This is a genomic window from Amycolatopsis nigrescens CSC17Ta-90 (genome assembly GCF_000384315.1).
Lineage (GTDB): Bacteria > Actinomycetota > Actinomycetes > Mycobacteriales > Pseudonocardiaceae > Amycolatopsis > Amycolatopsis nigrescens.
Genome location: NZ_ARVW01000001.1, coordinates 7087556 through 7110391, shown reverse-complemented (window position 1 = coordinate 7110391; position 22836 = coordinate 7087556). Strand labels below are relative to the sequence as shown.

At 68.5% G+C, this 22836-nt stretch carries 16 protein-coding genes; 5 read left to right on the top strand and 11 right to left on the bottom strand.

What is annotated here, in order from left to right:
- Positions 1–9 precede the first annotated feature (9 nt).
- The 6 genes from AMYNI_RS0133685 to AMYNI_RS0133660 form a co-directional block, all read right to left on the bottom strand.
- Complete coding sequence (locus AMYNI_RS0133685; RefSeq protein ID WP_020672518.1) at positions 10–1269, bottom strand: MFS transporter; 1260 nt, start codon at positions 1267–1269, stop codon at positions 10–12.
- 155 nt (positions 1270–1424) lie between these two features.
- A complete protein-coding gene (locus AMYNI_RS0133680; protein ID WP_020672517.1) occupies positions 1425–3098 on the bottom strand; it encodes a PucR family transcriptional regulator in 1674 nt (557 codons plus the stop codon).
- A 76-nt stretch (positions 3099–3174) separates the two neighbouring features.
- Positions 3175–4281 carry an o-succinylbenzoate synthase gene (gene menC / locus AMYNI_RS0133675; protein ID WP_026361267.1) on the bottom strand — a complete coding sequence of 369 codons (1107 nt, stop codon included), beginning with the start codon at positions 4279–4281 and terminating at the stop codon, positions 3175–3177.
- Complete coding sequence (locus AMYNI_RS0133670) at positions 4278–5162, bottom strand: hypothetical protein (protein ID WP_026361266.1); 885 nt, start codon at positions 5160–5162, stop codon at positions 4278–4280. The genes menC and AMYNI_RS0133670 overlap by 4 nt, the downstream gene beginning before the upstream one ends.
- A 31-nt stretch (positions 5163–5193) precedes the next feature.
- On the bottom strand, positions 5194–6336 hold the full coding sequence (locus tag AMYNI_RS0133665) for a M20 family metallopeptidase (RefSeq protein ID WP_020672514.1): 1143 nt from the start codon (positions 6334–6336) through the stop codon (positions 5194–5196).
- Positions 6333–7808 (bottom strand): amidohydrolase family protein, encoded by a 1476-nt coding sequence (locus tag AMYNI_RS0133660; protein ID WP_026361265.1) that lies wholly within the window; start codon positions 7806–7808, stop codon positions 6333–6335. The genes AMYNI_RS0133665 and AMYNI_RS0133660 overlap by 4 nt, the downstream gene beginning before the upstream one ends.
- Positions 7809–8037: 229 nt before the next feature.
- On the opposite strand from AMYNI_RS0133660, the gene AMYNI_RS0133655 reads away from it, so the two are divergent.
- Positions 8038–8922 carry an alpha/beta fold hydrolase gene (locus AMYNI_RS0133655; protein WP_211225529.1) on the top strand — a complete coding sequence of 295 codons (885 nt, stop codon included), beginning with the start codon at positions 8038–8040 and terminating at the stop codon, positions 8920–8922.
- 42 nt (positions 8923–8964) lie between these two features.
- Here AMYNI_RS0133655 and AMYNI_RS0133650 read toward each other — a convergent pair whose 3' ends face one another.
- Positions 8965–9261, bottom strand: a complete 297-nt coding sequence (locus tag AMYNI_RS0133650; protein ID WP_020672511.1) for a putative quinol monooxygenase — start codon at positions 9259–9261, stop codon at positions 8965–8967.
- 133 nt (positions 9262–9394) lie between these two features.
- On the opposite strand from AMYNI_RS0133650, the gene AMYNI_RS0133645 reads away from it, so the two are divergent.
- Positions 9395–9970, top strand: a complete 576-nt coding sequence (locus tag AMYNI_RS0133645) for a TetR/AcrR family transcriptional regulator (RefSeq protein WP_020672510.1) — start codon at positions 9395–9397, stop codon at positions 9968–9970.
- 36 nt (positions 9971–10006) lie between these two features.
- Here the strand turns inward: AMYNI_RS0133645 and AMYNI_RS0133640 are convergent, their stop codons facing one another.
- From AMYNI_RS0133640 to AMYNI_RS0133625, 4 genes are all read right to left on the bottom strand, one after another.
- On the bottom strand, positions 10007–11236 hold the full coding sequence (locus tag AMYNI_RS0133640) for an FAD-dependent monooxygenase (protein WP_020672509.1): 1230 nt from the start codon (positions 11234–11236) through the stop codon (positions 10007–10009).
- Complete coding sequence (locus tag AMYNI_RS0133635) at positions 11233–12633, bottom strand: MFS transporter (protein ID WP_026361264.1); 1401 nt, start codon at positions 12631–12633, stop codon at positions 11233–11235. The genes AMYNI_RS0133640 and AMYNI_RS0133635 overlap by 4 nt, the downstream gene beginning before the upstream one ends.
- A 111-nt stretch (positions 12634–12744) precedes the next feature.
- Positions 12745–14997, bottom strand: coding sequence for an ABC transporter permease (locus tag AMYNI_RS0133630; RefSeq protein WP_020672507.1), 2253 nt, complete (start codon positions 14995–14997; stop codon positions 12745–12747).
- Positions 14997–15794 (bottom strand): ABC transporter ATP-binding protein, encoded by a 798-nt coding sequence (locus tag AMYNI_RS0133625; protein WP_020672506.1) that lies wholly within the window; start codon positions 15792–15794, stop codon positions 14997–14999. The genes AMYNI_RS0133630 and AMYNI_RS0133625 overlap by 1 nt, the downstream gene beginning before the upstream one ends.
- A gap of 210 nt (positions 15795–16004) precedes the next feature.
- On the opposite strand from AMYNI_RS0133625, the gene AMYNI_RS0133620 reads away from it, so the two are divergent.
- From AMYNI_RS0133620 to AMYNI_RS0133610, 3 genes are all read left to right on the top strand, one after another.
- The gene (locus AMYNI_RS0133620; protein WP_026361263.1) at positions 16005–17225 is read left to right on the top strand and encodes a sensor histidine kinase; all 1221 of its coding nucleotides are present in this window, start codon (positions 16005–16007) and stop codon (positions 17223–17225) included.
- On the top strand, positions 17218–17919 hold the full coding sequence (locus AMYNI_RS0133615; protein WP_211225528.1) for a response regulator transcription factor: 702 nt from the start codon (positions 17218–17220) through the stop codon (positions 17917–17919). The genes AMYNI_RS0133620 and AMYNI_RS0133615 overlap by 8 nt, the downstream gene beginning before the upstream one ends.
- Positions 17920–18231: 312 nt before the next feature.
- On the top strand, positions 18232–22203 hold the full coding sequence (locus AMYNI_RS0133610) for an nSTAND1 domain-containing NTPase (protein WP_020672503.1): 3972 nt from the start codon (positions 18232–18234) through the stop codon (positions 22201–22203).
- Positions 22204–22836 lie beyond the last annotated feature (633 nt).

Below are 22836 nucleotides of genomic sequence, written 5' to 3'. Positions count from 1 at the left end.
GACTCCTGTCTACTTAGGACTCGCTGCGGAGAAATTGAATTGCGCGGGGTTCTGCGGAACCCAGAACGCCAGCACGGCGGTGAGGAAGGTGGTGCCGATGAGAAAACCGAACGCGGCGGTGTACGAGAAGGCGTCGGCGAGCCAGCCCATCGCCACCGGGGCGACCGCACCGGCCACCTGGCCGCCGAAGTTCATCACCCCCATGCCGATCCCGGTGACCGCCGTGGGCAGCACCCGCAGCGGCAGGCCGAAGACGGCCATCGTCGCCATCCCGAAGACCGCGAGAGCGAGCGTTTCGTAAAGGGTGAATTCCGCCGTGCTGTCCGCGTTCACCATCAACGTCAGCAGCACCACGGTCACCATCGCGATCGAGCCGAGGTACCAGCGGCCGTGGTCGTGGAAGTAGCGGTCGAACAGCCAGCCGCCGAGGATGGTCGTCCCGATGCTGACCAACATCGGGATCGCGGCCAGCACACCGGTCTGGCTCATCGACAGGCCCCGCGTCTCCAGCAGGTAGCTGGGTACCCAGGTGATCATCCCGTAGTTGAGCATGTTGGTGACGCAGAACAGCAAGGTGAACTTCCAGATCACCGGGGACTTCAGCACCTGTTTGCGGGAGACCTCTGGCAGCGCCGCCTCGTCGCGCGGAAGGCTGCTCAACGACTTCGGCAGCACCTTGGGCAGCATCGTCCAGACGAGCACACCGATGATCGCGCCTATCCCCGCCATCCAGAAGAACGTGTGCCGCCAGCCGATCGCCATCAGTAGCGGGCCGACGATCAAGGGCGCCAGCCCCGCGCCGATCCCGCCGGCGGACAGCATCACGCCGGTCACCGTCGCGCGGTTGCCGGGGGTGGTCCGTTCGGCGATCGCCTTGAACGACGCGGCCGGGAAAAGTCCTTGGCAGACACCGAAAAGACCGCGGAAGACCAGCAACATCCCGAAGGTGCCCGCCATTCCGGTCATCGCGGTGAACACCGACCAGAGCAGCAGTGTCACCAGCATCGGCCCGCGAGAGCCGTACCGGTCGGCGAGGAAGCCCGCCGGGATCTGGCAGACCAGGTAGGCCAGCGCGAACACGGTCACGAGCCAGCCCTGTTCGGTTTTGCTGAGCTCGAATTCGGCGCCGATCATCGGCAGCGCCATCCCGATCGAGAACCGGTCGATATAGTCGACCACCCAGGCGAAGACCATCACCACCATGGTGATGAGCGCCGTCCGGTTGATCCGCCGCGCTGTCCAGTCGTCCTCTTTGACCACTGCCGTCATGGCGCCTCCGCGGAAACAGGGGGAGAAGGAGACCGGCGCTGTCGTGGCGCCGATCACTCATTTTGATCAGCGTGTGGTGCACAGAGTTCGTGCGTTCACACGAACATCCGGCCGTCTTTCGGGCCGAGAGACCAACCCGGCCGGTGGTCAGCTGGTCAGGAGTCTTCGGTGGACGGCGGCCCGGTCCGCGCGTCACGGGGCAGCAGTCGCAGCTGCAGCATGGCAGCGAACCGCTCCCCCGCGTCGTCGAGGTCGATCTCGCCGACTTCGGCGAGGCGCCGCAACCGGTAGCGGAAAGTGTTCGGGTGGACGTAGGCCGCGGCTGACGCGGCGCCGACGTCCCCGAAGGCGTCCAACCAGCATCGCAGGGTGTGCACCAGATGGGACTGATGCTGGGCGTCGTAGGCGAGCAGCCGCGCGACAGGACCTGTCGCGACGTCTCCCCTCGCCGCGGCTAGATCGGCCAGCTCCAGCACGAGCGCGTCGACGTGGACGTCCTCCACGGTCGCGACGCGTTTGACGCCGCCGTTGGTCAGCAGCACGCGCAACGCCCGGTCCGCGCCGTCACGCGAGGCGCGCAGGCTGGAACCGTCGAGTGCGAGCGGCCCGATGCCGATCGCGGCCGCCGCGCGCCGTCCGGTGCGTTCCAGGAAGGTCGACGCGACCCGGACCGAACGCTCCTGGCAGACGGCGTGACTGCCAGGCATCGGGACGATGCCGTAGGCGACGTCGCCAACGAGAGCGACGGCCGAGCGCGGCTGGACGGCGCTGAGGTGCATGGCCAGCGCGTCGGCGACCCGCTGGCGGTCCGCAACCAGGCGGAGATCGCCGTCCGGGCCGGAGGCGCCGAGCAGGCCCATGGCGAGCACGATCGACGGCTGGCCGAGCAGACCGAGCCGGGCGATGGCCTCCGGAGCGCCGGTACCGCCTTCGAGCGCCGTGCTCACCAAGTCCGCGCGAAGCCGTCGCTCGACGTCGGCGCCCGCGCGCAGCCGGAGCATGTGCAACGCGACCAGTTTGGCGGCGTCGACAAGCGCCTGGGTCCGCTCCTCGCTGAGCGGTTCGCGGACCGCCGCCCAGATCGACCCGAGCACCTCGTCGCCGGCACGGACGGCGAGTGCCACCCGCGGGAGCACGATCTCGTGGTCGTCGTAACGCTGCGGGTCGACGTACACCGGCGCGTGATCGCGGTACAGCTTCTCGAAGATGCCGTCCCGTTCCAGGTTGCGGGTGAACCGCTCCGGTACCTGTCTCCCGAGGATGGTCTCGACGCGGGACGGGTCCGCCTCGTCCTGGCGCCCGGAGAAGGCCAGGACCCGCGAGTTGCGGTCCTCGATGGTCACCGGCGCGTCCAGCAGCGCGGCCACCGCGTTGGCCAAGGCGAAAAGGTCACCCGACGGCATGCCGCCGAGGGTCTGCGGCGACACATCGCCGACGTCCCCCTCGGCGAGCAACGTCCTGAGCAGGGCGGCGAGCTGTGCCCAGGAGGCGCCTCGCGCGAGCCCGAGCAGGGCCACACCGGACGAGTCCGCGGCGCGCCGGAGTTCCGGCGTCGGGGTGACGGGAGACCGGACGACGAGCGCCGCCGCGCCTCGTGCACCCACGTCGCACAACAGGCGGGCGACCTCGTCGTGCTCCCGCACCCCGACGCCGAGCACGACGGCGGAGGCGGGAAACTCCGACTCGTCGTGCGGATCGTGGATGACCACCCCGCCGAGCTGCTTGCGGGTGGTCCGGCCGACCTCGACCGGCTCCAGGAGCACGTCCCCGAGGTCTTCGAGGACGCGCCCCAAACTCGTGTGCGGCTTGCTGGGCACCGGTGTCAGCACCCCCCGAAGTTAAACCCGGTCTCACCGAACCGATTGGTTCGATCCGACCAACTCTAACCGCGGAATTCGTAGCGGGCTACGAACCGATCCACACCTTCGCCGTAGTGACCTCGTCCAGCAGGTCCGGGATCGGGGTCACGCCGAGGCCAGGCCCGGCCGGTACCGGCAGCTGCCCGGACTCCAGTACGAACGGCTCGGTGATGTCCGTGCGGTAGAACCGGCCGGACGCCGAGGTGTCACCGGGGAGCGTGAAGCCCGGAAGCGAGGCGAGCGCGACGTTGGCCGCCCGCCCGAGGCCGGTCTCGATCATCCCGCCGCACCACACCGGGACGTCGTGCGCCGCGCAGACGTCGTGCACGCGGCGGGCTTCGAGGTAGCCGCCGACGCGGCCCGGTTTGATGTTGACGATCTGGCAGGCGCCGAGCTTGATCGCGTCGGCCGCGGACTTGGCGGAGACGATCGACTCGTCGAGGCAGATCGGGGTCCGGATGCGCTTCGCCAGTTCGGCGTGCCCGAGGACGTCCTCCTCTTCGAGCGGCTGCTCGATCAGCAGCAGGTCGAACGGGTCCAGCCTGGCCAGCAGAGGCGCGTCGCCGAGGGTGTACGCGGTGTTCGCGTCGACCTGCAGCAGCACGTCGTCGCCGAAACGCTCCCGCACCTGGCGGACGGGGCCGACGTCCCAGCCGGGTTCGATCTTCAGCTTGATGCGGACGTAACCCTCCTCGAGATACCCGCCGACGGCGTCGAGCAGTTGCGGGATCGAGTCCATGATCCCGACCGAGACCCCGCAGGCCACGTAGTCGCGAGTGGACCCGAGTTCGGCCGCGAAGGACCGTTCATGCACGCGGAGTTCGGCGTCAAGAACCGCCATCTCCAGCGCGGCCTTCGCCATCCGGTGCCCTTTGAACTTCGCCAGCAGCGGGGTCACCTTGTGCGCGGTGACGTCCTCGGCGTCCAGCAGGGCCGGGATCAGATGGTTCCGCAGCACGTGTTCGGCGGCGTCGTTGTACTCCGACGAGTAGAGCGGCGCCTCCATCGCGACGCATTCGCCCCAGCCCTCGCCGGCCGGGGTCACCGCGCGGACGAGCAGGAGTTCCCGTTCGGCCTGCGTCCCGAACGACGTACGGAACGGGGCCACGAGCGGCATCCGTACGCGGCGCAATTCCACACCACTGAGTTTCACGACTGCTCCTTCGAGATCACGTACCAGCCGGCACGATCGAATCCGGCGACGTGCGCGTTGTCCGCCATCAGCCCGCCGAGGACTTCGCGCAGGGCGGCGCGCCACGCGCTGCCGCGACCGGGATTGGTGCGGCGTAACCGTTCGATGTCGGGCGGGATGGCGACGAGCACGGTCGGGGTGTCAGCGGATCCGATGCTCGGACCGCCGTCGGAGTCGACCGAAAGCGCCTCTTCCGCGCCCAGCGCTCCCGCGTTGATCAGGACGGGTTCACCGAAGGCAGCGGTCCGGACGTCCGGGCTCGTCAGATCCCAGCCGACCATCAGCCGGTCGGTGTCGCCCGAGCCGTTGATACCGTCCTCCATCGGACCGTAGAAATCGGGCAGGTAACCGATCGGCCGCGCCCCGAGCTTCCCCAGGTTGAAATAGGCGTTGCGCCGCACCAGTGGATCGAAGGTCCACGTGATCACCGAGACGTCCTGCAGCAGGGCCCAACCGCGCTGGTGCAGTTTGAGCGCGTGACCGATCCCCCTGCCCGCACCGGTGTGGGCGACCCCGGCGATGTGGCTGTGCAGACTCGCTTTTCCCGGACTCCCGAAGAAGCCGAAACACGCCCCCAGCAGTTCACCGTGCTCGAACGCGCCCGCTACGTAGTTCCCGGCCGTGGACATCGCCCGGAGCAGTTCCGTGCTCACCGGCCGGGCGCCGGGCGCGAACTTCCAGATGGACTCGAACAGGCCGACCACCGCGGCCAGCTCGGCGATCTCGGTCAGTTCGCGGATTTCGACGCCAGAAGCCTCGGCCGCGGCCCGCGCGGCCGCGACGGCTTCGTCACGCACCTCCTGGGACGCCAGGCTTTCCGTATTCGTCGCAAGATTCGTCACGGGACAATCCTTTCCCGGCTCCCCGACCGAGTCACCGTCGTGCCGTACCAGATTCACCCGCGGGATTCGTCGCGCCGGACGGACCCCGCTTGGCGAGCACGTTTTCCACGAGCGCGGTCAGCAAGGCGGTCCGCCGCGGCAATTCCGCGACGACGACGTGTTCGTGATCCGCGTGTGCCCCGCCGCCGACGGCGCCGAGACCGTCAAGGGTGGCGATTCCCATACCCGCGGTGTAATTGCCGTCCGAGGCGCCGCCGACCGACGCGGAGGTGATTTCACCGAGACCGAGTTCGCCCGACAATACCTGGGCCAGCTCGAACAAACCCGCAGACGAGCCTGCTGCCAGCGGCGGCCGGTTGATGCCACCGGTCACCCGGACCTCGGCGTTCTCCAGAACCGGACGGAGGTCCCGGATGGCCCTGTCGACGCGGAGTTGCTCGGCCTCGTCCCACACGCGGACGTCGACCGCCACGCCCGCGACCGCGGGAACGGTGTTGACCGTCGTTCCCGCCGAGACGACGGTGGGGGTCACGCTGGTCCCGGCCTCCGGATCGGCCAGTGCGGCCACCGCGAGGATCTGGTGCGCGATCTCGACCCCCGCGTTGATCCCCTTCTCCGGTTCGAGCCCGGCGTGCGCGGCGCGGCCGGTCACCTCGACCCGGTAGTGGGAAACGCCTTTGCGGCGGCATTTCAGCGCACCGCCGTCCGCCGAAGCCTCCAGCACGAACGCCGCGTCGCAGCCTGCCGCCGTTTCCTCGATCAGACCGCGGGACGACGGCGAGCCGATCTCCTCGTCGCCGGTCACCAGAATGGACAGCCCGTCGCGGTCTGGGACGGCCGCGGCGGCGTGCAGCGCCATCACCACCCCGGCTTTCATGTCGAAGCAGCCAGGACCGCGCAGCACGCCGTCCCGCACGGAGAACGGATGTGTCTCCAGCGAACCGTGGGGCCACACCGTGTCGTGGTGACCGAGGAGCAGCACCCGAGGCGGTCCGTCGCCGAATCGCCAGCGCAGATGGGCGACCCGGTCGACGACGATCCGCTCCGGATCCACCCCCAGCAGTTTCCGGCCCACTTCGGCCACCACGTCGGCGCTGCGGGCCACCGCTTCGTGATCCGAGGACGGGGACTCGCAGCGGACGAGCGTCTCGATGTCGGTGAGCAGGTCGCTCATCGCGGCTCACCGCGCAACGGCTTGCCGGGGAAGGCGTCGGCGCGCAGGTTCCCATCGGTGACGACAGGAACGCCCGAAACGAACAGATGCCGGACGCCGACCGAAGGCCTCGTCGGGTCGAAGTAGGTCGCCGCGTCCGTGACCGTGTCCGGGTCGAGGACGACGATGTCGGCGTCCGCTCCGACCTCGAGCCTGCCCTTGGCCCGCGCGGCGGGGGCGACCTCGTCGAGGACGCGCGCCGGCAGGTAGGAACAGCGCCGGAACGCCTCCAGCCAGGTCCATGCCTTGCTCTCGCGCACCATCAGGCGCAACGTCTTGGCGTACGTCCCGGACGTGCGCGGATGCGTCGCGCCACCGGGCGGCAACGGCCATTCGGTGCTCTCGCTGGTGCCGTTCTTCCAGTACACCGGCAGCGCGTCGCTGGCGACGATGGCGTCCGGGAACGCGAGCGCCCGGCGCAGCAGCTCGAGGTCGCGGGCGTCGCCCTCGTCGAGGAACTCCAGGATGCACGGCGCGCCCGGCTCCTCGGCACGCACCTGCAGCAGACGGCCCTCGTCGGCGATCCGCTCGCCCGACTCCAGCATGATCACGCTGGACGGGGAGAGTCCTTTCATCTTCAGCCGCTCGGGCGAGAGGAAGGCCGCGCCGATCCCCGTGCTGCCCGCGCCGTACGGATAGGCCTCCACGGTCACCCGCGACCCGGCCGAACGGCTCGCCTCCAGCGCGGCGAGCACGCGGTCGATCTGGTGGCCGGACGTGCTGTTGACGTGGCAGTGGTGCATGGCCGCGCCCGTCTCGGCCGCGACGATCGCGATCTCCTCCGAGCCGTCGACCGGGGTCGCGGGGTCCACCTCGACCAGTTCCCGGACGTGCGTGTAGGTGGGCGCCCCGGCCTCCTTGGCGAGCCGGGCGAGCGCCACGAACTCGCCGGGATCCGTCAGGGGCGCGTAGCCGAGCAGCACGCCGACACCGAGCGCGCCCGCGGCCAGCTCACGCTCCACAAGGGACAGCCATGCCTTCAGTTCGGACGGCGACGAAGACCGTTGCCAGGCCGGGTTCCCGAGCACTTCGAGGCCACTGTCGATATTGGCGTCGGGTTCGATCCCGGCGAGCACCTGAGCCCTGGCGGAACCCCACGACGCGGAGAAACCGTAGTGCAGCGGACGTCCCGCCGTGGCGGCCTCGGCATAGGCCCGCTCGATCGGCATCAGTCCGGCTTCGAGGTCGAGTGCGGTCGTCACGCCGTCCATCGCCTGCAGTCGCTGCCCGGCGATGGTGTGCACGTGGCTGTGCAGATCGATGAAACCCGGTCCGACGACCAACCCGGAGACGTCGATCTCCGCGTCGCCCGGTTCCGTGGGCAGTCCTTCCCCCACGGCGGTGACCACCCCGTCGGTCAACAGCACGTCGGCCGTGCCGTCGAACCCGCTCGCCGGGTCGATGACACGGCCGCCACGCAAGAGTGTCCGCATGCTTCGCCTCCTAGGATCGCCTCGTTCACGGCGACCCTAGGAGGTTTCACGGACCGTCCGTTCGTAGCGGGCGACGAATCCGTGACACCGGATCCATCCGCCCGCACGAACCGCTCCTGAGTGGTACGAGCTCCCCCGAAGCCGCGGCGCAGTTCGACGAGATCGTCGATCTCACGGACGCGTGGCCGAGGATTTGCCCGACACCGACGTGACGCTACGCTTCTCCCGGGTGGCGATCGAGATGTTCACCCACGTCATCTTCACCGACGAACGCGCGCTCGAAGCGACACTGCGGGGTCCCACGATGATCACGACGACGGCACCTGATGGCAGCAGCGTGCGTGCGTATGACGAAGGACAGGGCCCGGTGATCTTGCTCCTGCACGGCGGCATGGACGAGGGTGCGTCGTGGGCAAGGGTCGCTGCCAGGCTCAGGTCGCGGTTCAGGGTGCTGCGACTGCACCGCCGGCAGTACCGGCTGGACCTCAAGAGCCGTGAAGTGTGCACGATGGCTGAGGAAGTTGAGCATGTCCGCGCACTGGTGAAGCTGATCCACGAGCCGATGCTGATCGTCGGGCACTCGTCCGGTGGGGTGCTGGCGTTGGAGGCGCTGGCGGCGTTGCCCGAGGCGTTCGCCGGTGCGGTGCTGTACGAACCGCCCTGCGTGATCGGACCGCCGCTCGGTGGAGAGGCGTTGACGCGGGCGCAGGCTGCTATGGCCGCCGGAAACCCGGGCAGGGCGCTGGCGATCTTCCTGCGCGACATTGTGCGGACACCGGCCTGGGTCGCCTGGATGTCGGGTGCCTCCGTCTCCCTGATGCCCCGGCTGGGCCGGCTCGCCCCGCACCAGCTCGACGACTGCGCGGCCATCGACGAGGTGGGCCTCCGGCTGGATGCGTACGCGCGAATCGACGTGCCCGTCGTCCTGCTCGGCGGCGAACGGAGCCCGGCACACCTGGGTGAACGGCTGGGCGCGCTGGAACACGCCATGCCGAACACCGAACGCGTACGGCTGCGCCGCCAAGGCCACGCGGCGAACAACCTCGCACCGGCCCGAGTGGCCGAGGTCATCGCCGGGCTTGGCGACAAGGTGCTGCGAAACCCGTCGCAGTAGTTCGCGGCCAGCTGCCAAGCCGGTGGCGGCCGGCGAGTCCGATCAGCTGATGGTGTGCAGCACGGCGGTCTTGGGGGGCTCGCGCAGTACCTTGATCGCCTCGTCCATCCCGTTCTCGGCCGCGTCTTTCATATGGGTGTGAAAGGCGTCCATGTCCTCCCATACCTGGACGGCGTAGAACGCGCCGGCGTCGTTGAGGTCGGCGTACTCGGTGGAGCTGATCAGTCCCGGCTTCTCGGAGGTCTGGATCGCGTGCAGCAGCGAATCGCGGGCCTGCTGCTCCTGGCCGGGGTTGGCGTGGATCTCGATGAGGACGGTCACGGTGTGCTGGCTGCTCATGGCTTCTCCTGCCCATTCGCGGTCGAGGGGGCGGCGGGCTACCCGACTCGATAAGAAGTGTCACAACTTCTTATTTGCGACGATACCCCGCCGCCTTAAGATGTACAAACACATCTTGTGAGAGGTGGTCGCCATGCAGCGCAGACGAGGCAAGGACCTGGAGGAGGCTCTCCTCGGGGCCGCGTGGGCCGAGTTGACCGAGCGCGGCTACGCGGGGTTCACCCTGGAAGCGGTGGCCAAGCGAGCCGGTACGAGCACGCCGGTGATCTACCGCCGCTGGGCCAACAAAGCGCTGATGGTCGAGGCGGCCCTGCTGCACGAAAGCTCCACGCGGGTGGTCGATGTCCCGGACACCGGAACGTTGCGCGGTGACCTGGTCGCGATGATGCAGGCGGCCAACCGTTCGCGGATCGATCTGCTCGTCGTCACCGCGGTGCTGTTGGACGACTACTTCGCCGACCGAGGATCGAACCCCGAACAGCTGCGCGCGCAGGTACTGGCCGGCCGGAGTTCGGCGGCCGAGGTCATCGTCGCGCGAGCGGTCGACCGAGGAGAAATCGAGGCCGCCACCCTGAAGCCGCATCTGATCTCGCTGCCCTTCGACCTGTTTCGGCACGAGGTGCTGATGACGCTGAAGCCGGTGTCCAACACGGCGATCGAGCGGATCGTCGACGACATCACGATGCCCCTGCTGACTCGCCGCGATTGATGAGATCCTCGCCGATGCGAGCAGCAAGCCCGAGTGTCAACCCATGTCCCGCAGTTTTGGAGTTTCGGGCAGGGTGAGGGCCGAATGGGCCGGTCGCCCCTCCGCGGAGGGGATGGCGTCGAGCTTGCGCAGCCTGTCGTTGCGCTGTTCCAGGGCTTGGGCGGTGGTCGGGAAGAGGGTCGCACCGCCCGCACCGACCAGTCCCTGGTTCGCGGCAACGAACTCACGGGTGTCGTGTTCGTAGGCAGCGAACCCGGCGGTGTGGTCCCGGTCGGCCAAGGAGCCAGCGAGCATGTACGCGCCGACGAGCGCGAGGCTGGAGCCCTGTCCGGTAAGGAACGAGGGCGCGTACGCGGCGTCGCCCGACAGCGCGACCCTGCCGCTGGACCAGCGGGGCATGCGGATCTGGCTGACGCCGTCGAAGAACACGTCGTCCGCCTCGTACATGGCGGCCAGCATTCCAGGGATCTCCCATCCCGCGTCGGCGAAGACCGCGGCGACGAGATCCCGTTGGGCGGCAGGGTCCGCGAACGCGTCGAACGGCGGTTCCAGTTGGGCGAAGTTCAGGAAGGCGTGCACCTCGTCGTCCTCCCCCACGGCGTAGAGAGCCGCGGCTCTGCCGGGGGTGTTCCACATGACGGTCTCGTGGGAGAGCCCGAAGGTGTTGCGCATGGGGAAGACGGCGAAGCAGTAGCCGAGGTACCGGTGGAACCGCTCTTCGGGGCCGAACACGAGCTCCCGGGTACGTGAGTGCATGCCGTCCGCGCCGAGCACCAGGTCGAAAGTGCGCTGGCCGCCCCCGCGGAAGGTGACGTCGACCCCGTCGCCGGACTGGACGAGGGTGTCGATCGAGTCGTTGAACAGGAACTCCACGTCGTCGTGGACCGCCGCGTAAAGCGCGTCGGTCAGATCCCCGCGCCGCACCTCCAGGTCCCGTCCCTCGACACCGCCGGTGACCGCGTGCGGGTGGACCGAAGCCACCCCGGTGCCGTTCCCGTCGAGGAAGGTCAGCCGGCGCAGATCGATGTGCGCGTCCCGCAGCCGCGGCAGGATCCCCATCCTCCTGACGACCTCCAGCGCGGTGCCGCGCACGTCGATGGGATAGCCACCGCTACGCACCGCGCCCGCCCTCTCCACCACCGTGACCGCGTATCCGTAGCGGGTCAGCCAGTACGCGAGCGTGGGACCGGCGATGCTGGCCCCGGAGATCAGGACCCGCCCTTTCGGCGTGGTACGGGCATTCATCAGTTGAGCGGTGCGGGTCATGCCTTGACTCCCTTGTGCATGGTGCGGGTGACGAGCAGGGCCAGCGCCGTGACGACGCCGGCGATGACGAATCCGGTGATGTACGACGATTCGGCCGCGACCTTCGACCCGGCGGGGGTCCCGGCGGCGAGGAGCACGCCACCGAACATCCCGCCGGAGGCCATGCCGAGCACGCGGGTCACCAGGATCAGGCTGGTGGCGACGCCGGTCTCGTTCGACGCGGCGGAGGTGGCGATGCTGGTCGTCATCGCGGTGACGACCAGGCCGTTGGCCAGTGCGACCAGTGCCTTGCCGACGACGAGATGCCACGCCTGCGAGTGCACGAGCGCCATGGCGATCAGGGCGCCGGCCATCATGACGACCCCGGCAGTGGCCACGGCACGGGAGCCGGAACGCCGCTCCCAGCCCCCGCCCAACGGCCCGGCCAGCGTCGCGACCACGGTGCCGGGCAACAGGAAGATGCCGATCTCGGTGGCGCCGACCCCGAAGCCGTACCCGTCACCGGACGCGCTCCACAGCTGCGTGACCAGGAAGATCGACATCGAGGCACCGACGCAGATCATGAACGTCAGCACACTCGATTTCCACATCATGGGCCGAGCCAGCATGCGCAGATCGATCATCGGCGAGGCCGCGCGGCGCTCGACGGCGATCCAACCCACCACGAGCGCGGCCAGCAGCACGACGAGGCCGCACAGCACGAGCGGCTGCGAGGCAGCGAGATCGAGGGCGAAGTTGATCACGAGCATGAACGTGATCAACACCCCGCTCAGCAGGACCAGACCGGGCCAGTCGACCCCGGCGTCATCCGACCGGTCCGCCGAATCCTTGGGCACCAGCCAGTTCACGAGCAGGGTGGCCACGATGACGGCGATCGTCGGGAGCGCGAACATCCAGTGCCGCGACAGCTGTTCGGCCACTGGCCCGGCCAGCAGCGTGCCCAGCATCCCGCCTCCCACGAACAGTCCGCTGACCACTCCGATGGCCACCTTCGACTCTCCCGCGGACAGGTGTTTGCGCACGACGATGAACGACAGGGGCAGCGCGCCCACCATCGCGCCCTGCAGTACCTGGCCGACCAGCAGCACGGGCAGGCCCGGCGCCAGTGCGGACACCATGCCGCCGACGCACACCACGATCATCAGCCGGATCAGGACTCGTTTTCCGCCGTAGCGGTCGCCGAACCTGCCCGCCAACGGTGTGACGAGCGCGCCGGTGATCGGGAGCAGGATGCTGAGCAGCGCCCCCTCGGCAGGCCCCATGTCCAGTTCGCGTTGCAGGAGCGGGACCGTCGGCTGCACCACCGACTCCAGGGCACCGCTGGCGACCGCCAGCATGCCGAGAGCCCCGACCGCGGCCCGCCCGATCCGCACCGGGGGAGCCAGGGTTGTGGTCATGAGCGTCCTACCTTTCTATGGCTGGCAAACTTTCTGTGCTGGCAAGGTGAATGAGCCTGTGGCATAGCGGAAACCGGGCCGCAGCAAAGGGAAAAGTCGCGGTCGCCGAAGCTATTCGATGGCGAGCGCCGCCTCGGCCGGCCGGCCGCGCGTCGCCCGCCATGCGGGCAGAAGCGTGGCTCCGAGCGTCACCAGAACGGTCAACGCGACCGTCGACACGTAGACCCACGGGGACCCGGCGGGCAGCACCGAGCCGAGGCGCTTGAGGCTGACCGGCACCAGGATCCCGAGCACGGCAACGGTACCCAGCGCGATGCCGCCGACGGCCAGGATCGCCCCCTCCAGGACGGCCATCCGCAGCACCTGACCACGAGTCGAGCCGGCGAGCCGTTGCAGCCCGAACTCCCGCCGCCTCGCCGTCATGCTCGACGCCAGCGTGTTGATCACGGTGATCGCCGCGTATCCCGCGATCATGACCACCATGAGGTAGATCGCGAAGTCGGCGGTCGTCTTCTGGGCGTCGAACTCCCTGAGCAGGATGTCGCGGCCGCTCACCGTCAGGCCGCCCTCGGCGGAGGTCACCTTGGTCAGGTCCGCCACCAGCTGTTCGGGGTCGGCGTTCTCGTCGGCCTTGACCAGGATTCGCGTCGCGTGTCCCTGGGTGGTGTGCGCGGCCAGGGTGTCGGCGGGGAGCAGCAGGGTGTCGTAGCCGTCCGGGGCGGAGAACAGCGCCGCCACCCGCACGTCGAGGGTGGTGTTGTCCCCCATCCGCAGCGTGATGGTGCCGCCGACGCCGACGCCCAGCTGCTCGGCGTGCTGCCTCCCGATCGCGATCGTGTCATCGTGCAGGTCGGCGAGCTTGCCCGCGGTGACCTGGACCGGTGTGGTGGCGTCGGCGCCCTTGGCCGTGACGCCCTGGAGGGTCCAGCCCTCGTTCATCGGCGAGTTGTCCGCCGGCTTCTCGATGAAGCCGACGCTGTTGACGTACTCCGAGGCACCGGCGACGTGCGGCAGGGCGTTGATCAGCTCCACCAGGCCCGCGTCGAAACGGTCCTGAGTGGTCACCACGGCGTCGGCGACCAGATTGCCGGCGAAGCCCTGCCGGTCGGCCTCGTCATTGGTGGTCTGTAGGTACAGCATGCCGGTCGACACCGCGGTCAGCAGGATCACCGGCCCCAGCACGGCCGCCATCCGGCCGCCGCGGCCCCGTGCGTTGAGCACGGCGAGCTGGCCGGTCACCCCACCCAGCGCGCGCACGGGCCACTGCACGGCAAAGGTCGTGACCTTGGTCAGCACGGGTGCGAGCATGGCGAACCCGATCGCCAGCAGGATCACCGCGGGCGCGGCGGTGGCCGGCGTGAGTGGTCCACTCATCACGGCGATGGTCACGATGGTCATGGCGATTCCGCCGGCCAGGGAAAACACCGCCAGCAGCACGCGTCCGCGGCCGATCAACCTGCCTTCGACGGAGACCTCCGCGAGCGCCTGGGTTGGCTTGACCCGCGACGCCCTTCTGCCGGCGCCCAGTGCGCCGGCCAATGCCGCGAGGATCGCCACCGCCATCGCGGCCACGGTCGGGATCCAGCCTTGCCGGAAAGCAAGGCCGGTCGCGGCGATCCCGCGCTCGGCCAGCCGGTCGAAGATGAATTCGCCGAGGAACCGGCCCGGAAAGTAGGCCAGTGCGGTGGCGAGCAGGGACAGCAGCAGCGTCTCGCGGGAGATCAGCCGGCGCAGGTGACGAGGTGTCGCTCCCACGGCCCGCAGCAACGCCAGATCCCGCTGGCGCTGGGCGATCGAAAGGGCGAGCATGGAGGCCACCCCGAAGATGGACACCAGGATCGCGAAGGCGGTGAACACTCCGGCCAGTGCCATCACGGTGACGCCGCTCGCCTTGGCCTCGCGCAGTTCGGCCTGCCCCCGCTCGTCACCGACCAGGGTGACGGTTCCGTTGCCCAGCTTGGCGTCGATTCGACCCTGGAGCTCGCGGACGTCCGCTCCCGGCTTGGCCTGCACGCCGATCGCGTCGACCGTGCCCGGCGGCGGGGCTCCCTCGAAGACGAAGCTCTCGGTCTTTTCCACCCCCGGCAGCGCCGCGATCGTGTTCGCCAGCCCCGCGTCGATGTGGACGCGCTCGGGCAGGATCGGCGGTTCGTCGGCGTCGCCGCCGGAGTCGTGGTACTCCTGGTCGCCGGTGACGACGACGTCGGCCGAGGCCATCCGCTGCGGCGGCACAGCCGTGCGGATGCCGGTCTCGATCAGGCCGCCACAGGCCATCATGATGGCCGCCGCGAAGAACATGGCGAGAAAGGCCGCCACGAACATGCCCGCGCGGAAGCGCAGGGTGCGCAGTGCGAGCTGCAACATCAGCGCTGCCCTCCTCGGTTCCTCGCCGGCTGCGGGCGGGGGCCTTCGTCGGCGAAGGCGCCAAGGTGGGTCATCCGGTCGGCCACGGATTCGGCGGTCGGCGAGTGCAGCTCACCGGCCAGCCGCCCGTCGGCGAGGAACAGAACGCGATCGGCGTACGACGCCGCGACCGGATCGTGGGTCACCATCACGATCGTCTGACCGGCCGCCCGCGACGAATGCCGCAGCAGCACGAGAATGTCCCGCGCGGTCCTGGTGTCCAGCGCGCCGGTCGGCTCGTCGGCGAAGATGACAGCGGGGTCGCTGATCAACGCCCTGGCGATGGCGACCCGCTGCTGCTGCCCGCCGGACAGCTCCGCCGGACGGTGGTTGCTCCGCTCGGCGAGGCCGACCTGATCGAGCACCTGCGCGACCCGGCCCCGATCCGGGGTGCGGCCGGCGAGCCGCAGCGGCAACGTCACATTCTGCCGCACGGTCAGGACCGGCAGCAGGTTGAACGCCTGGAAGACGAAGCCGATCCGGTCTCGCCGCAGCTTCGTCAACTCGGTCTCGTTCATCTCGCCGAGTTCGTGCTCCTCGAGCAGAACCGAACCGGACGTCGGCTGATCGAGCCCGGCCGCGCACTGCAGCAGGGTGCTCTTGCCGGAGCCCGATGGCCCCATGATCGCCGTGAACGTCCCCCGGCCGAACCGCGTCGTCACCTCCTCCAGCGCCACCACCTGGTTGTCGCGCCTGCCATAGAGCTTGCGGACGGCCGTCAGCCGAATCGCGTCGGTGAAGTCTCCGGTGTTCGTCAACGTTTCTTCCTGCCGCTTTGCCGTCCGAGCCGGTGCCGGACGATTCCGCCACCAACCCTGTCGCGCGCCGCGGTGCCGCACATCGTTCGCCGAGACCGTCTTCGCCTGGTGCACGCGGACCAGCCCGGCCCGCTTCTGGTGCGAACGCACTACACGCGCGCGGGGCGGCCCTCCCCTAGGCTGAACGTGTGTTGCGATGGATGGACATCGATGGCGAACAGGCGTAGTTCACTCGCACCGCCGGGCAAGTCGTGGTGGCGGGAGGGAACGGTCGTCGCGGTGGCGTTCGCGCTCTGCCTGCTCGGAGGCTCGCTGCGGGTCGACGACACGGTGACACCGCCGCCGGTGCCGGCCTACCTCCTCGCCGCGGTGTCGTCCGGGTTGCTACTGGCGCGGCACCGCGCGCCCGTGGCCACCGTGCTCGCCACGACCGTGTGCGGCATGCTGGTCGCGCCGATGGGCCTGCTGTCGACCCCGCTCATGGTGGTCCCCGTCGTCATCAGCGCCTACTCGCTCGCCATCCGCGCCGAACGGCGAGTGGTGCTCGTAGTCCCGCTCACCTCGGCCGCATTGCTGGTCGTCTTGCCCCCCTTCGTCGAAACCGACTTCTCGTGGGCGGACGCCAGCAGGCTGGTGACCGTGGCCGCGTCGCCGGTCGTGGCCGCCGTGGTCGGTCGCTCGACGAGGCACCGGCGGGCCTACCTGGCGGTCATGGAGGAGCGGGCACGCCGGGCCGAGGAAAGCCGGGACGAGGAGGCACGCCGACGGGTGGCCGGGGAACGGCTCCGCATCGCCCGCGAGCTGCACGACCTGGTGGCCCACCAGATCACCCTGGCCAACGCGCAGGCCGCCGTCGCCGCCCACCTCTTCGACACCCGCCCGGAGCAGACCCGCACGAGCCTGGACGAACTGGTCAAGACCACCCGCCATGCCCTCGACGAGCTGCGGGCCACCGTCGGCCTGCTGCGCCAGCCCGACGACACCTCCGCACTCACCGATCCGGCGCCCGGGCTGTCGCAGGTCTCCGCGCTGTTGAAGACTTTCCGCCGCGCGGGCCTGGAAGTGTCGATGCGCGAGGACGGCGCCGCCAGCCAGCTACCGCCGGCCGCGGACCTCACCGCCTACCGCGTCATTCAAGAGGCCCTGACCAACGTGACCAAGCACGCCGCAACCGGCAGCGCCGAGGTGCACCTCGGCTGGAACCGCGACCACGTGACCGTCACCGTTACCGACGACGGCGGGGGCTCCCGTACACCTCCGGAGCGCCCACCCGGCTACGGTCTGATCGGAATGCGTGAACGGGCTACCGCGGTCGGCGGAACCCTCACCGCGGGCGCGCGGCCCCAAGGTGGCTTCCTTGTCTCCGCCCACCTGCCTCTGCCGGCCGCCGAGAACACAGCACGGGGAGCTGACGGAGCAACCAATGGATGACGCTGTGACACTCCGAGTTCTCCTCGCCGACGATCAGGCGCTGCTCCGCGGTGCTTTCCGCACTCTCCTCGACAGCGCCGACGACATCACCGTGGTCGGCGAGGCGGGCGACGGCAGGGAGGCGGTGGCCCTGGCCCGTAAGTTGCGCCCGGACGTGGTGATCACGGACATCCGGATGCCTGGCACGGACGGCCTCGCCGCCACCGTGGAGATTTGCGCCGATCCGGAGCTGCGGGCCACCCGCGTACTGATCCTCACCACGTACGAGACCGACGAATACATCGCGCAAGCCCTGCGCGCCGGGGCCAGCGGCTTCATCGGCAAGGGGATCGAGGCGCAGGACCTGCTCGACGCCGTGCGCACGATCGCCAACGGCGACACCCTGCTGTCCCCCGCGGCGACCCGCTCCCTGGTGGCCCGTTTCCTCGCCACACCGGTCGACACTCCACCACTCCAGCCCGAACTACTCGCCGCGCTCACCCCGCGCGAACGCGAGATGGTCGCTCTCGTCGCGACCGGTCTGTCCAACCTGGAGATCGCTGATCGGATGTACCTCAGCCCCTTCACCGTCCGCGCCCACGTCCAGCGCGCCATGACCAAGCTGGACGCACGCGACCGCGCGCAACTCGTTGTCATCGCCTACCAGACCGGCCTGGCCCGCGCTGTCCCCGACGGCGGCACCGACCAGCTGTGATGGCCAGCTGCGGCGCCCCCGGTGAACGTCGACGCGGTGGGCGCTTACTGACGCGATTGCGCGGCAAAATAAGCATTCCCCGGCGCTCTTCGCACGCGGAGGTAGGGGCGCCACACTCCGCTTTCGGACATGGCACGCCTTGACCTGATGCCAAGCAGGATTTGCGACATCCCTGTGCCGGATTGGGTTGCCGTGTACGTTGGAGCACCAAAATGATCCCTGTTGTTCCTGGTGAGAGCCGCAGCGGGTTTACCGGCCCGTAAAAGTCGACCAAAAGGTCGGTGTGAGGGGATGGCTGGAGGACCGTTGGATATGCGTGAAGTATTCGCGGAGCGGTTGGCACTCCTGTTCGCGGAAGCAGGTGGCCCGCCCCTGAAGCTCGTTACCAAGTCGGTCGTCCGAGCCCGGCGTGTGGACAGCCGCCGTCGGTTGATCCGCGTCTCCGTTCAACGTCTGAGCGACTGGCGGCGGGGGCGCAATGTGCCGTCCAGCTTCGATGCGCTGGCGGTGGTGCTCGAGATTTTGATTGGTGAAGCGTCCAAAGCTCGGACTCGCCCTGTGCTGGATGAGCTCTACGATCTGGAAGCCTGGCGGAAGCTGTGGCAGGAGGCATTGGGCAGCCCAGCAGGCGGCACGGTGGATTCGCCGGCGGTCGAAGAGCGCCCCGAGACGGGCAGCGGGAGCGTGTGCCCGTACCAAGGGCTCGCCGCGTTCGGACCACAGGACGTGGACTTCTTCTTCGGCCGGGACCGTGCGATCCGAGTCTTGGGAAGCCTGCTCGGAAAGGCCTTCCGCGCCGGCGGGATCGCGATCCTGGTGGGCGCCTCGGGTGCGGGCAAGTCATCGCTCCTGCGTGCGGGAATCGGATCGGCGCTGCAGGCGGACGTTGTGTCCGCCGAGGCCAGGGTGGCCGTCATGACTCCGGGTGCGGATCCGCTCAAGTCGTTGATCGAAGAGGTTCCGGAGTTGGCCACGCCCGTTGAGCTGGCACTTCGACCGGTTCGGCCCGCTGAGGCGATGCCCTTCGCGGACATGGTGCGCTCAGCAATGGCCGACCACGTGCGGCGAAAGTACGGGGGCGACGTGCCGCTCGTTCTGGTGGTGGACCAGTTGGAGGAGGCATTCATGCTGTCGTCGGACGACGCAAGCAGGAAGGTCTTCGTCCAAGCGCTGCAAGCGGCCTGCACGCCGTACGACTCCGGAGGAAAGCCCCCGGTAACAGTCCTTCTCAGCGTGCGGGCCGACTGCTACGAGCTGTGCCTGGACCATCCTGAACTCGCCGAGACGCTTCAGGAACGCCAGATGGTTCTGGGCCCGATGACCGCCGCGGAACTCACCGACGTGATCGAGGGCCCGGCAAAGGCCGTGGGGCTTCGGCTGGCTCCGGGGCTGGTCGATGCCCTCCTGCACGACCTAGGCGCCTACACCCGTCCGGAAAGCCGTAGCGGGGCGCACGATGCGGGCGCACTGCCCTTGCTGTCCCATGCGTTGCTGGCCACGTGGCAGCGTCGGCAGGGTGGAAAGCTCACAGTCGCCGGGTACCGTGCGACCGGAGGCATCAGCGGCTCGGTCGCGGCGACCGCTGAGCAGGCATGGGCGCGGCTCGAGCCACACGAGCGGGAAGTGGCACGTACCCTGCTGTCGTGCCTCGTCAGGGTTTCTGAAGGCGGGTCGGACACCAGGCGACGGATGTCACGGGAAGACCTGGTCAGTCAGGTCGAGGACAGGGCCGCTGCGGAGGCGGTGGTGGAGGTACTGGCGGCCGCACGGCTGGTGACGGTGGACGCGGACGCCATCGAGATCACGCACGAAGCCCTGCTGCGAGCCTGGCCACGGCTGCGAGCCTGGATCGACCGAGATCGGAATGCCGCGGTGGAGCGGCAGCGTCTCGATGACGACGCACTGATGTGGGACAGCCGAGGAAGAGATCGCTCGCTCCTGTACCGAGGAGCGCGGCTGGATTCCGTCCAGAGCCGGGTCAGATCGTCGGGCCACGCCAAGCTGACCGAGGTCACCCATGACTTCCTGAACACGTCGACTCGGCACGCGCGGCGAGCCGCGTGGTTCTGGCGTGGCGGAGCCGCTCTCGTCGTGGTCTTCGCGTTGCTGGCCGCGACAGCCGCGATGGTGGCGGTTCAGCAGCGGAACGACGCGCAGTTCCGGCAGATCGTGGGAGAAGCGAACCGGTTGCAGGCGACGGACCCGACGCTTGCGGCGCAGCTGAGCCTGGTCGCCCACCGCATGCGTCCTCAGGACAAAGACGCATACGCCAGAGTCGTCGCCACCCAGCACTTGCCGCTGGCTGTCCCCCTCGCGGGGCACCGCGGGCCCATTAACTGGACAGCTTTCAGCCCCGATGGGCGGCTGTTGGCCACCGGCAGCAGTGACGGGTCGGCTCGCTTGTGGGACGTACGCGATCCGGCTCATCCCGGGTCGTTCGCGGAATTGACCGGTCACAGCGGTCGGCTGTATTCGGTGGCCTTCAGCCCTGATGGACGAGTGCTGGCCACCGGCAGCGCGGACCAGACAGCCAGACTGTGGGATGTGCGCGATCCCGCCAATCCCAGATCGATCGCGGAATTGACCGGTCACAGCGGGCGGCTGTATTCGGTGGCTTTCAGCCCTGATGGACGGGTGTTGGCCACCGGCAGCAGTGATGGGTCGGTTCGTTTGTGGGATGTGCACGACCCGGCCCATCCGAGGTTGTTGGGACACATCACGGGTCACTCCGATATCGTCGGCGGGTTGGCGTTCAGGCCCGATGGGCAGGTGCTCGCCACGGGCGCCGCGGACTGGACCGTGCGCCTGTGGGATGTGCGCGATCCGGTTTCGCCAACTCCCGTGGGCAAGCCGCTCGTAGGACACAGCAGCACCGTGTACTCGGTGGCGTTCAGCCCGGACGGCCACACACTGGCGTCGGGGAGCGGCGACAAGAGCGTGCGTCTGTGGAACATCCGCGACGCCGAGCACGCCATCCCCGTCGGGGCGCCCCTCACCGAGCACGAGGACGAAGTGCGTTCCGTGTTGTTCAGCCGGGATGGGAGCACTCTCGTATCAGGAGGCGGCGACAAGATCATTCGCCTGTGGAACGTCGAGGACCCGGGGCGGCCTGCTCCGGTCGGGCGATATCCGACCGGACATCGCACCATCGTGTATTCGGTGGCATTGAGCCCGGACAGCCGATCGTTGGCCACGGTGAGCGAAGACCAGACCGTTCGTATCTGGTCTCTTCCGACATCGGTCCTGTCCGGCCACAGCAGCGACGTCCGGTCGGCGGCGTTCAGTCCCGATTCTCGAGTACTGGCAACCGGAAGCGCGGACCGGACGGTTCGTTTGTGGGACGTGCGCGACCTGTCCAAAGTGGTGCCCTTGGGCCTGCCCCTTGTCGGACCCGAGCAAGATGTGACCTCAGTGACCTTCAGCCCGGACGGCCGAGTTCTAGCCACCGGAAGCGCGGACCGAAAGGTTCGTTTGTGGGACGTGCGCGACCTGTCCAAAGTGGTGCCCTTGGGCCTACCCCTTGTCGGACCCGAGCATGCTGTGAACTCGGTGACCTTCAGCCCGGACGGCCGAGTACTGGCGACCGGAAGCAGCGACGGAACGGTTCGCCTGTGGGACGTGCGCACCCCTTCCGCTCCGAAGCCCTTGGCCGTGCCGCTGGCACAGCACGCCACAAGTGTGAACTCGGTGGCTTTCAGCCCCGATGGGCGGTTCATGGCCACAGCTAGCTATGACAGGACCGTAATCCTGTGGGACATGCGCGATCCCGGTCGTCCCGAAAGCCTGGAGCAGCGTCTGACCGGACACTCCGGGGCCGTCTGGTCCGTGGTGTTCAGCCCGGATGGACGCCGCTTGGCCACCGGCAGCGCCGACGGGTCGGCTCGTTTGTGGGATGTGAGCGATCCGGCAAGCCCCGCCCCATCGGATCCACCGCTGACCGGGCACACCGACACCGTGTTCTCGGTGGCCTTCAGCCCCGACAGGCGCACCTTGATCACGTCGAGCTCCGACAGAGCGATCCACCTTTGGGACGTGAGCGATCCCGCTCGTACCGTCTCGCTCGGCCAGACGTTCACCGGGCATGCCGGCATCATCAACTCGGTGGCGTACCGGCCCGATGGCCGTACCCTGGCCACGGCCAGCGCAGATAACACCGTCCGGCTGTGGAACTTGGACGGGGAGCACGCCATTCAGCGGATCTGCTCCACCGCCAAGGGGGTTCTGACCCGAGAGGTGTGGGAGAAGCTCCTTCCCGAGCTGGCCTACCAGCCGCCCTGTGCATGATCAGCTAAAACTGTCAGACACCAGTACCGCCAGGGATCATCGTTTATGCAGGTTTCAGCCCGGAGCGTGACGCGGTCAATTCCGCAGCGACGTCCTGCACCCGTGCAGGCCAGAGATACTGTTCTGCAGCGGAGCAGATCTTGTTAGTTCAAGTACCGTTGGGTTCATTGGCCGATAAGGGTGCGCGATACGGTTCGAAGGCTCGCGGCATGTTCACCCGTCTAGCTCATTGTTCCGGCCGACTCGAGTACTAAAGTCGGCCCTCAAGGGCGTCAGCGGCATTTCTTGATCCAAAAAGGCACAAGAAAGATCGGCTTCGGGGAGGGGCTAGAACAAAATCTTCCGTCTCCACGGTGTACCTCGGTTTGTGCAATATCCGAGGTATTTTATAACAACAATTATCACAAGGGAGAACCATGGACGAAAACACGACCGATAACACGAACGTGCTGGACGAGCTCGACGCGCTTGAGGTCGTCGAAACCTCGGAACTCGAGGAAGGCGCTGCCTTCCACGCGTTCCGGTTCGCCATCTGAGAAATGCGATGGCCCGGCCGGCGGCTGCCGCTCGTGGAGTGGATCGCCGGCCGGTCCGTCGGCGCGGTTGGAGGTGTTGCAGGTGCGGCCCGCACAG

What these genes read in the sequence shown, in the direction of transcription:
- AMYNI_RS0133660 (WP_026361265.1), bottom strand. Translation starts at nt 7,808, where the DNA reads ATGCGGACACTCTTGCGTGGCGGCCGTGTCATCGACCCGGCGAGCGGG.
- AMYNI_RS0133645 (WP_020672510.1), top strand. Translation starts at nt 9,395, where the DNA reads ATGCAGCGCAGACGAGGCAAGGACCTGGAGGAGGCTCTCCTCGGGGCC.
- AMYNI_RS0133635 (WP_026361264.1), bottom strand. Translation starts at nt 12,633, where the DNA reads ATGACCACAACCCTGGCTCCCCCGGTGCGGATCGGGCGGGCCGCGGTC.
- AMYNI_RS0133630 (WP_020672507.1), bottom strand. Translation starts at nt 14,997, where the DNA reads ATGTTGCAGCTCGCACTGCGCACCCTGCGCTTCCGCGCGGGCATGTTC.
- AMYNI_RS0133665 (WP_020672514.1), bottom strand. Translation starts at nt 6,336, where the DNA reads ATGAGCGACCTGCTCACCGACATCGAGACGCTCGTCCGCTGCGAGTCC.
- AMYNI_RS0133685 (WP_020672518.1), bottom strand. Translation starts at nt 1,269, where the DNA reads ATGACGGCAGTGGTCAAAGAGGACGACTGGACAGCGCGGCGGATCAAC.
- AMYNI_RS0133615 (WP_211225528.1), top strand. Translation starts at nt 17,218, where the DNA reads ATGGATGACGCTGTGACACTCCGAGTTCTCCTCGCCGACGATCAGGCG.
- AMYNI_RS0133640 (WP_020672509.1), bottom strand. Translation starts at nt 11,236, where the DNA reads ATGACCCGCACCGCTCAACTGATGAATGCCCGTACCACGCCGAAAGGG.
- AMYNI_RS0133650 (WP_020672511.1), bottom strand. Translation starts at nt 9,261, where the DNA reads ATGAGCAGCCAGCACACCGTGACCGTCCTCATCGAGATCCACGCCAAC.
- AMYNI_RS0133610 (WP_020672503.1), top strand. Translation starts at nt 18,232, where the DNA reads ATGCGTGAAGTATTCGCGGAGCGGTTGGCACTCCTGTTCGCGGAAGCA.
- AMYNI_RS0133620 (WP_026361263.1), top strand. Translation starts at nt 16,005, where the DNA reads ATGGCGAACAGGCGTAGTTCACTCGCACCGCCGGGCAAGTCGTGGTGG.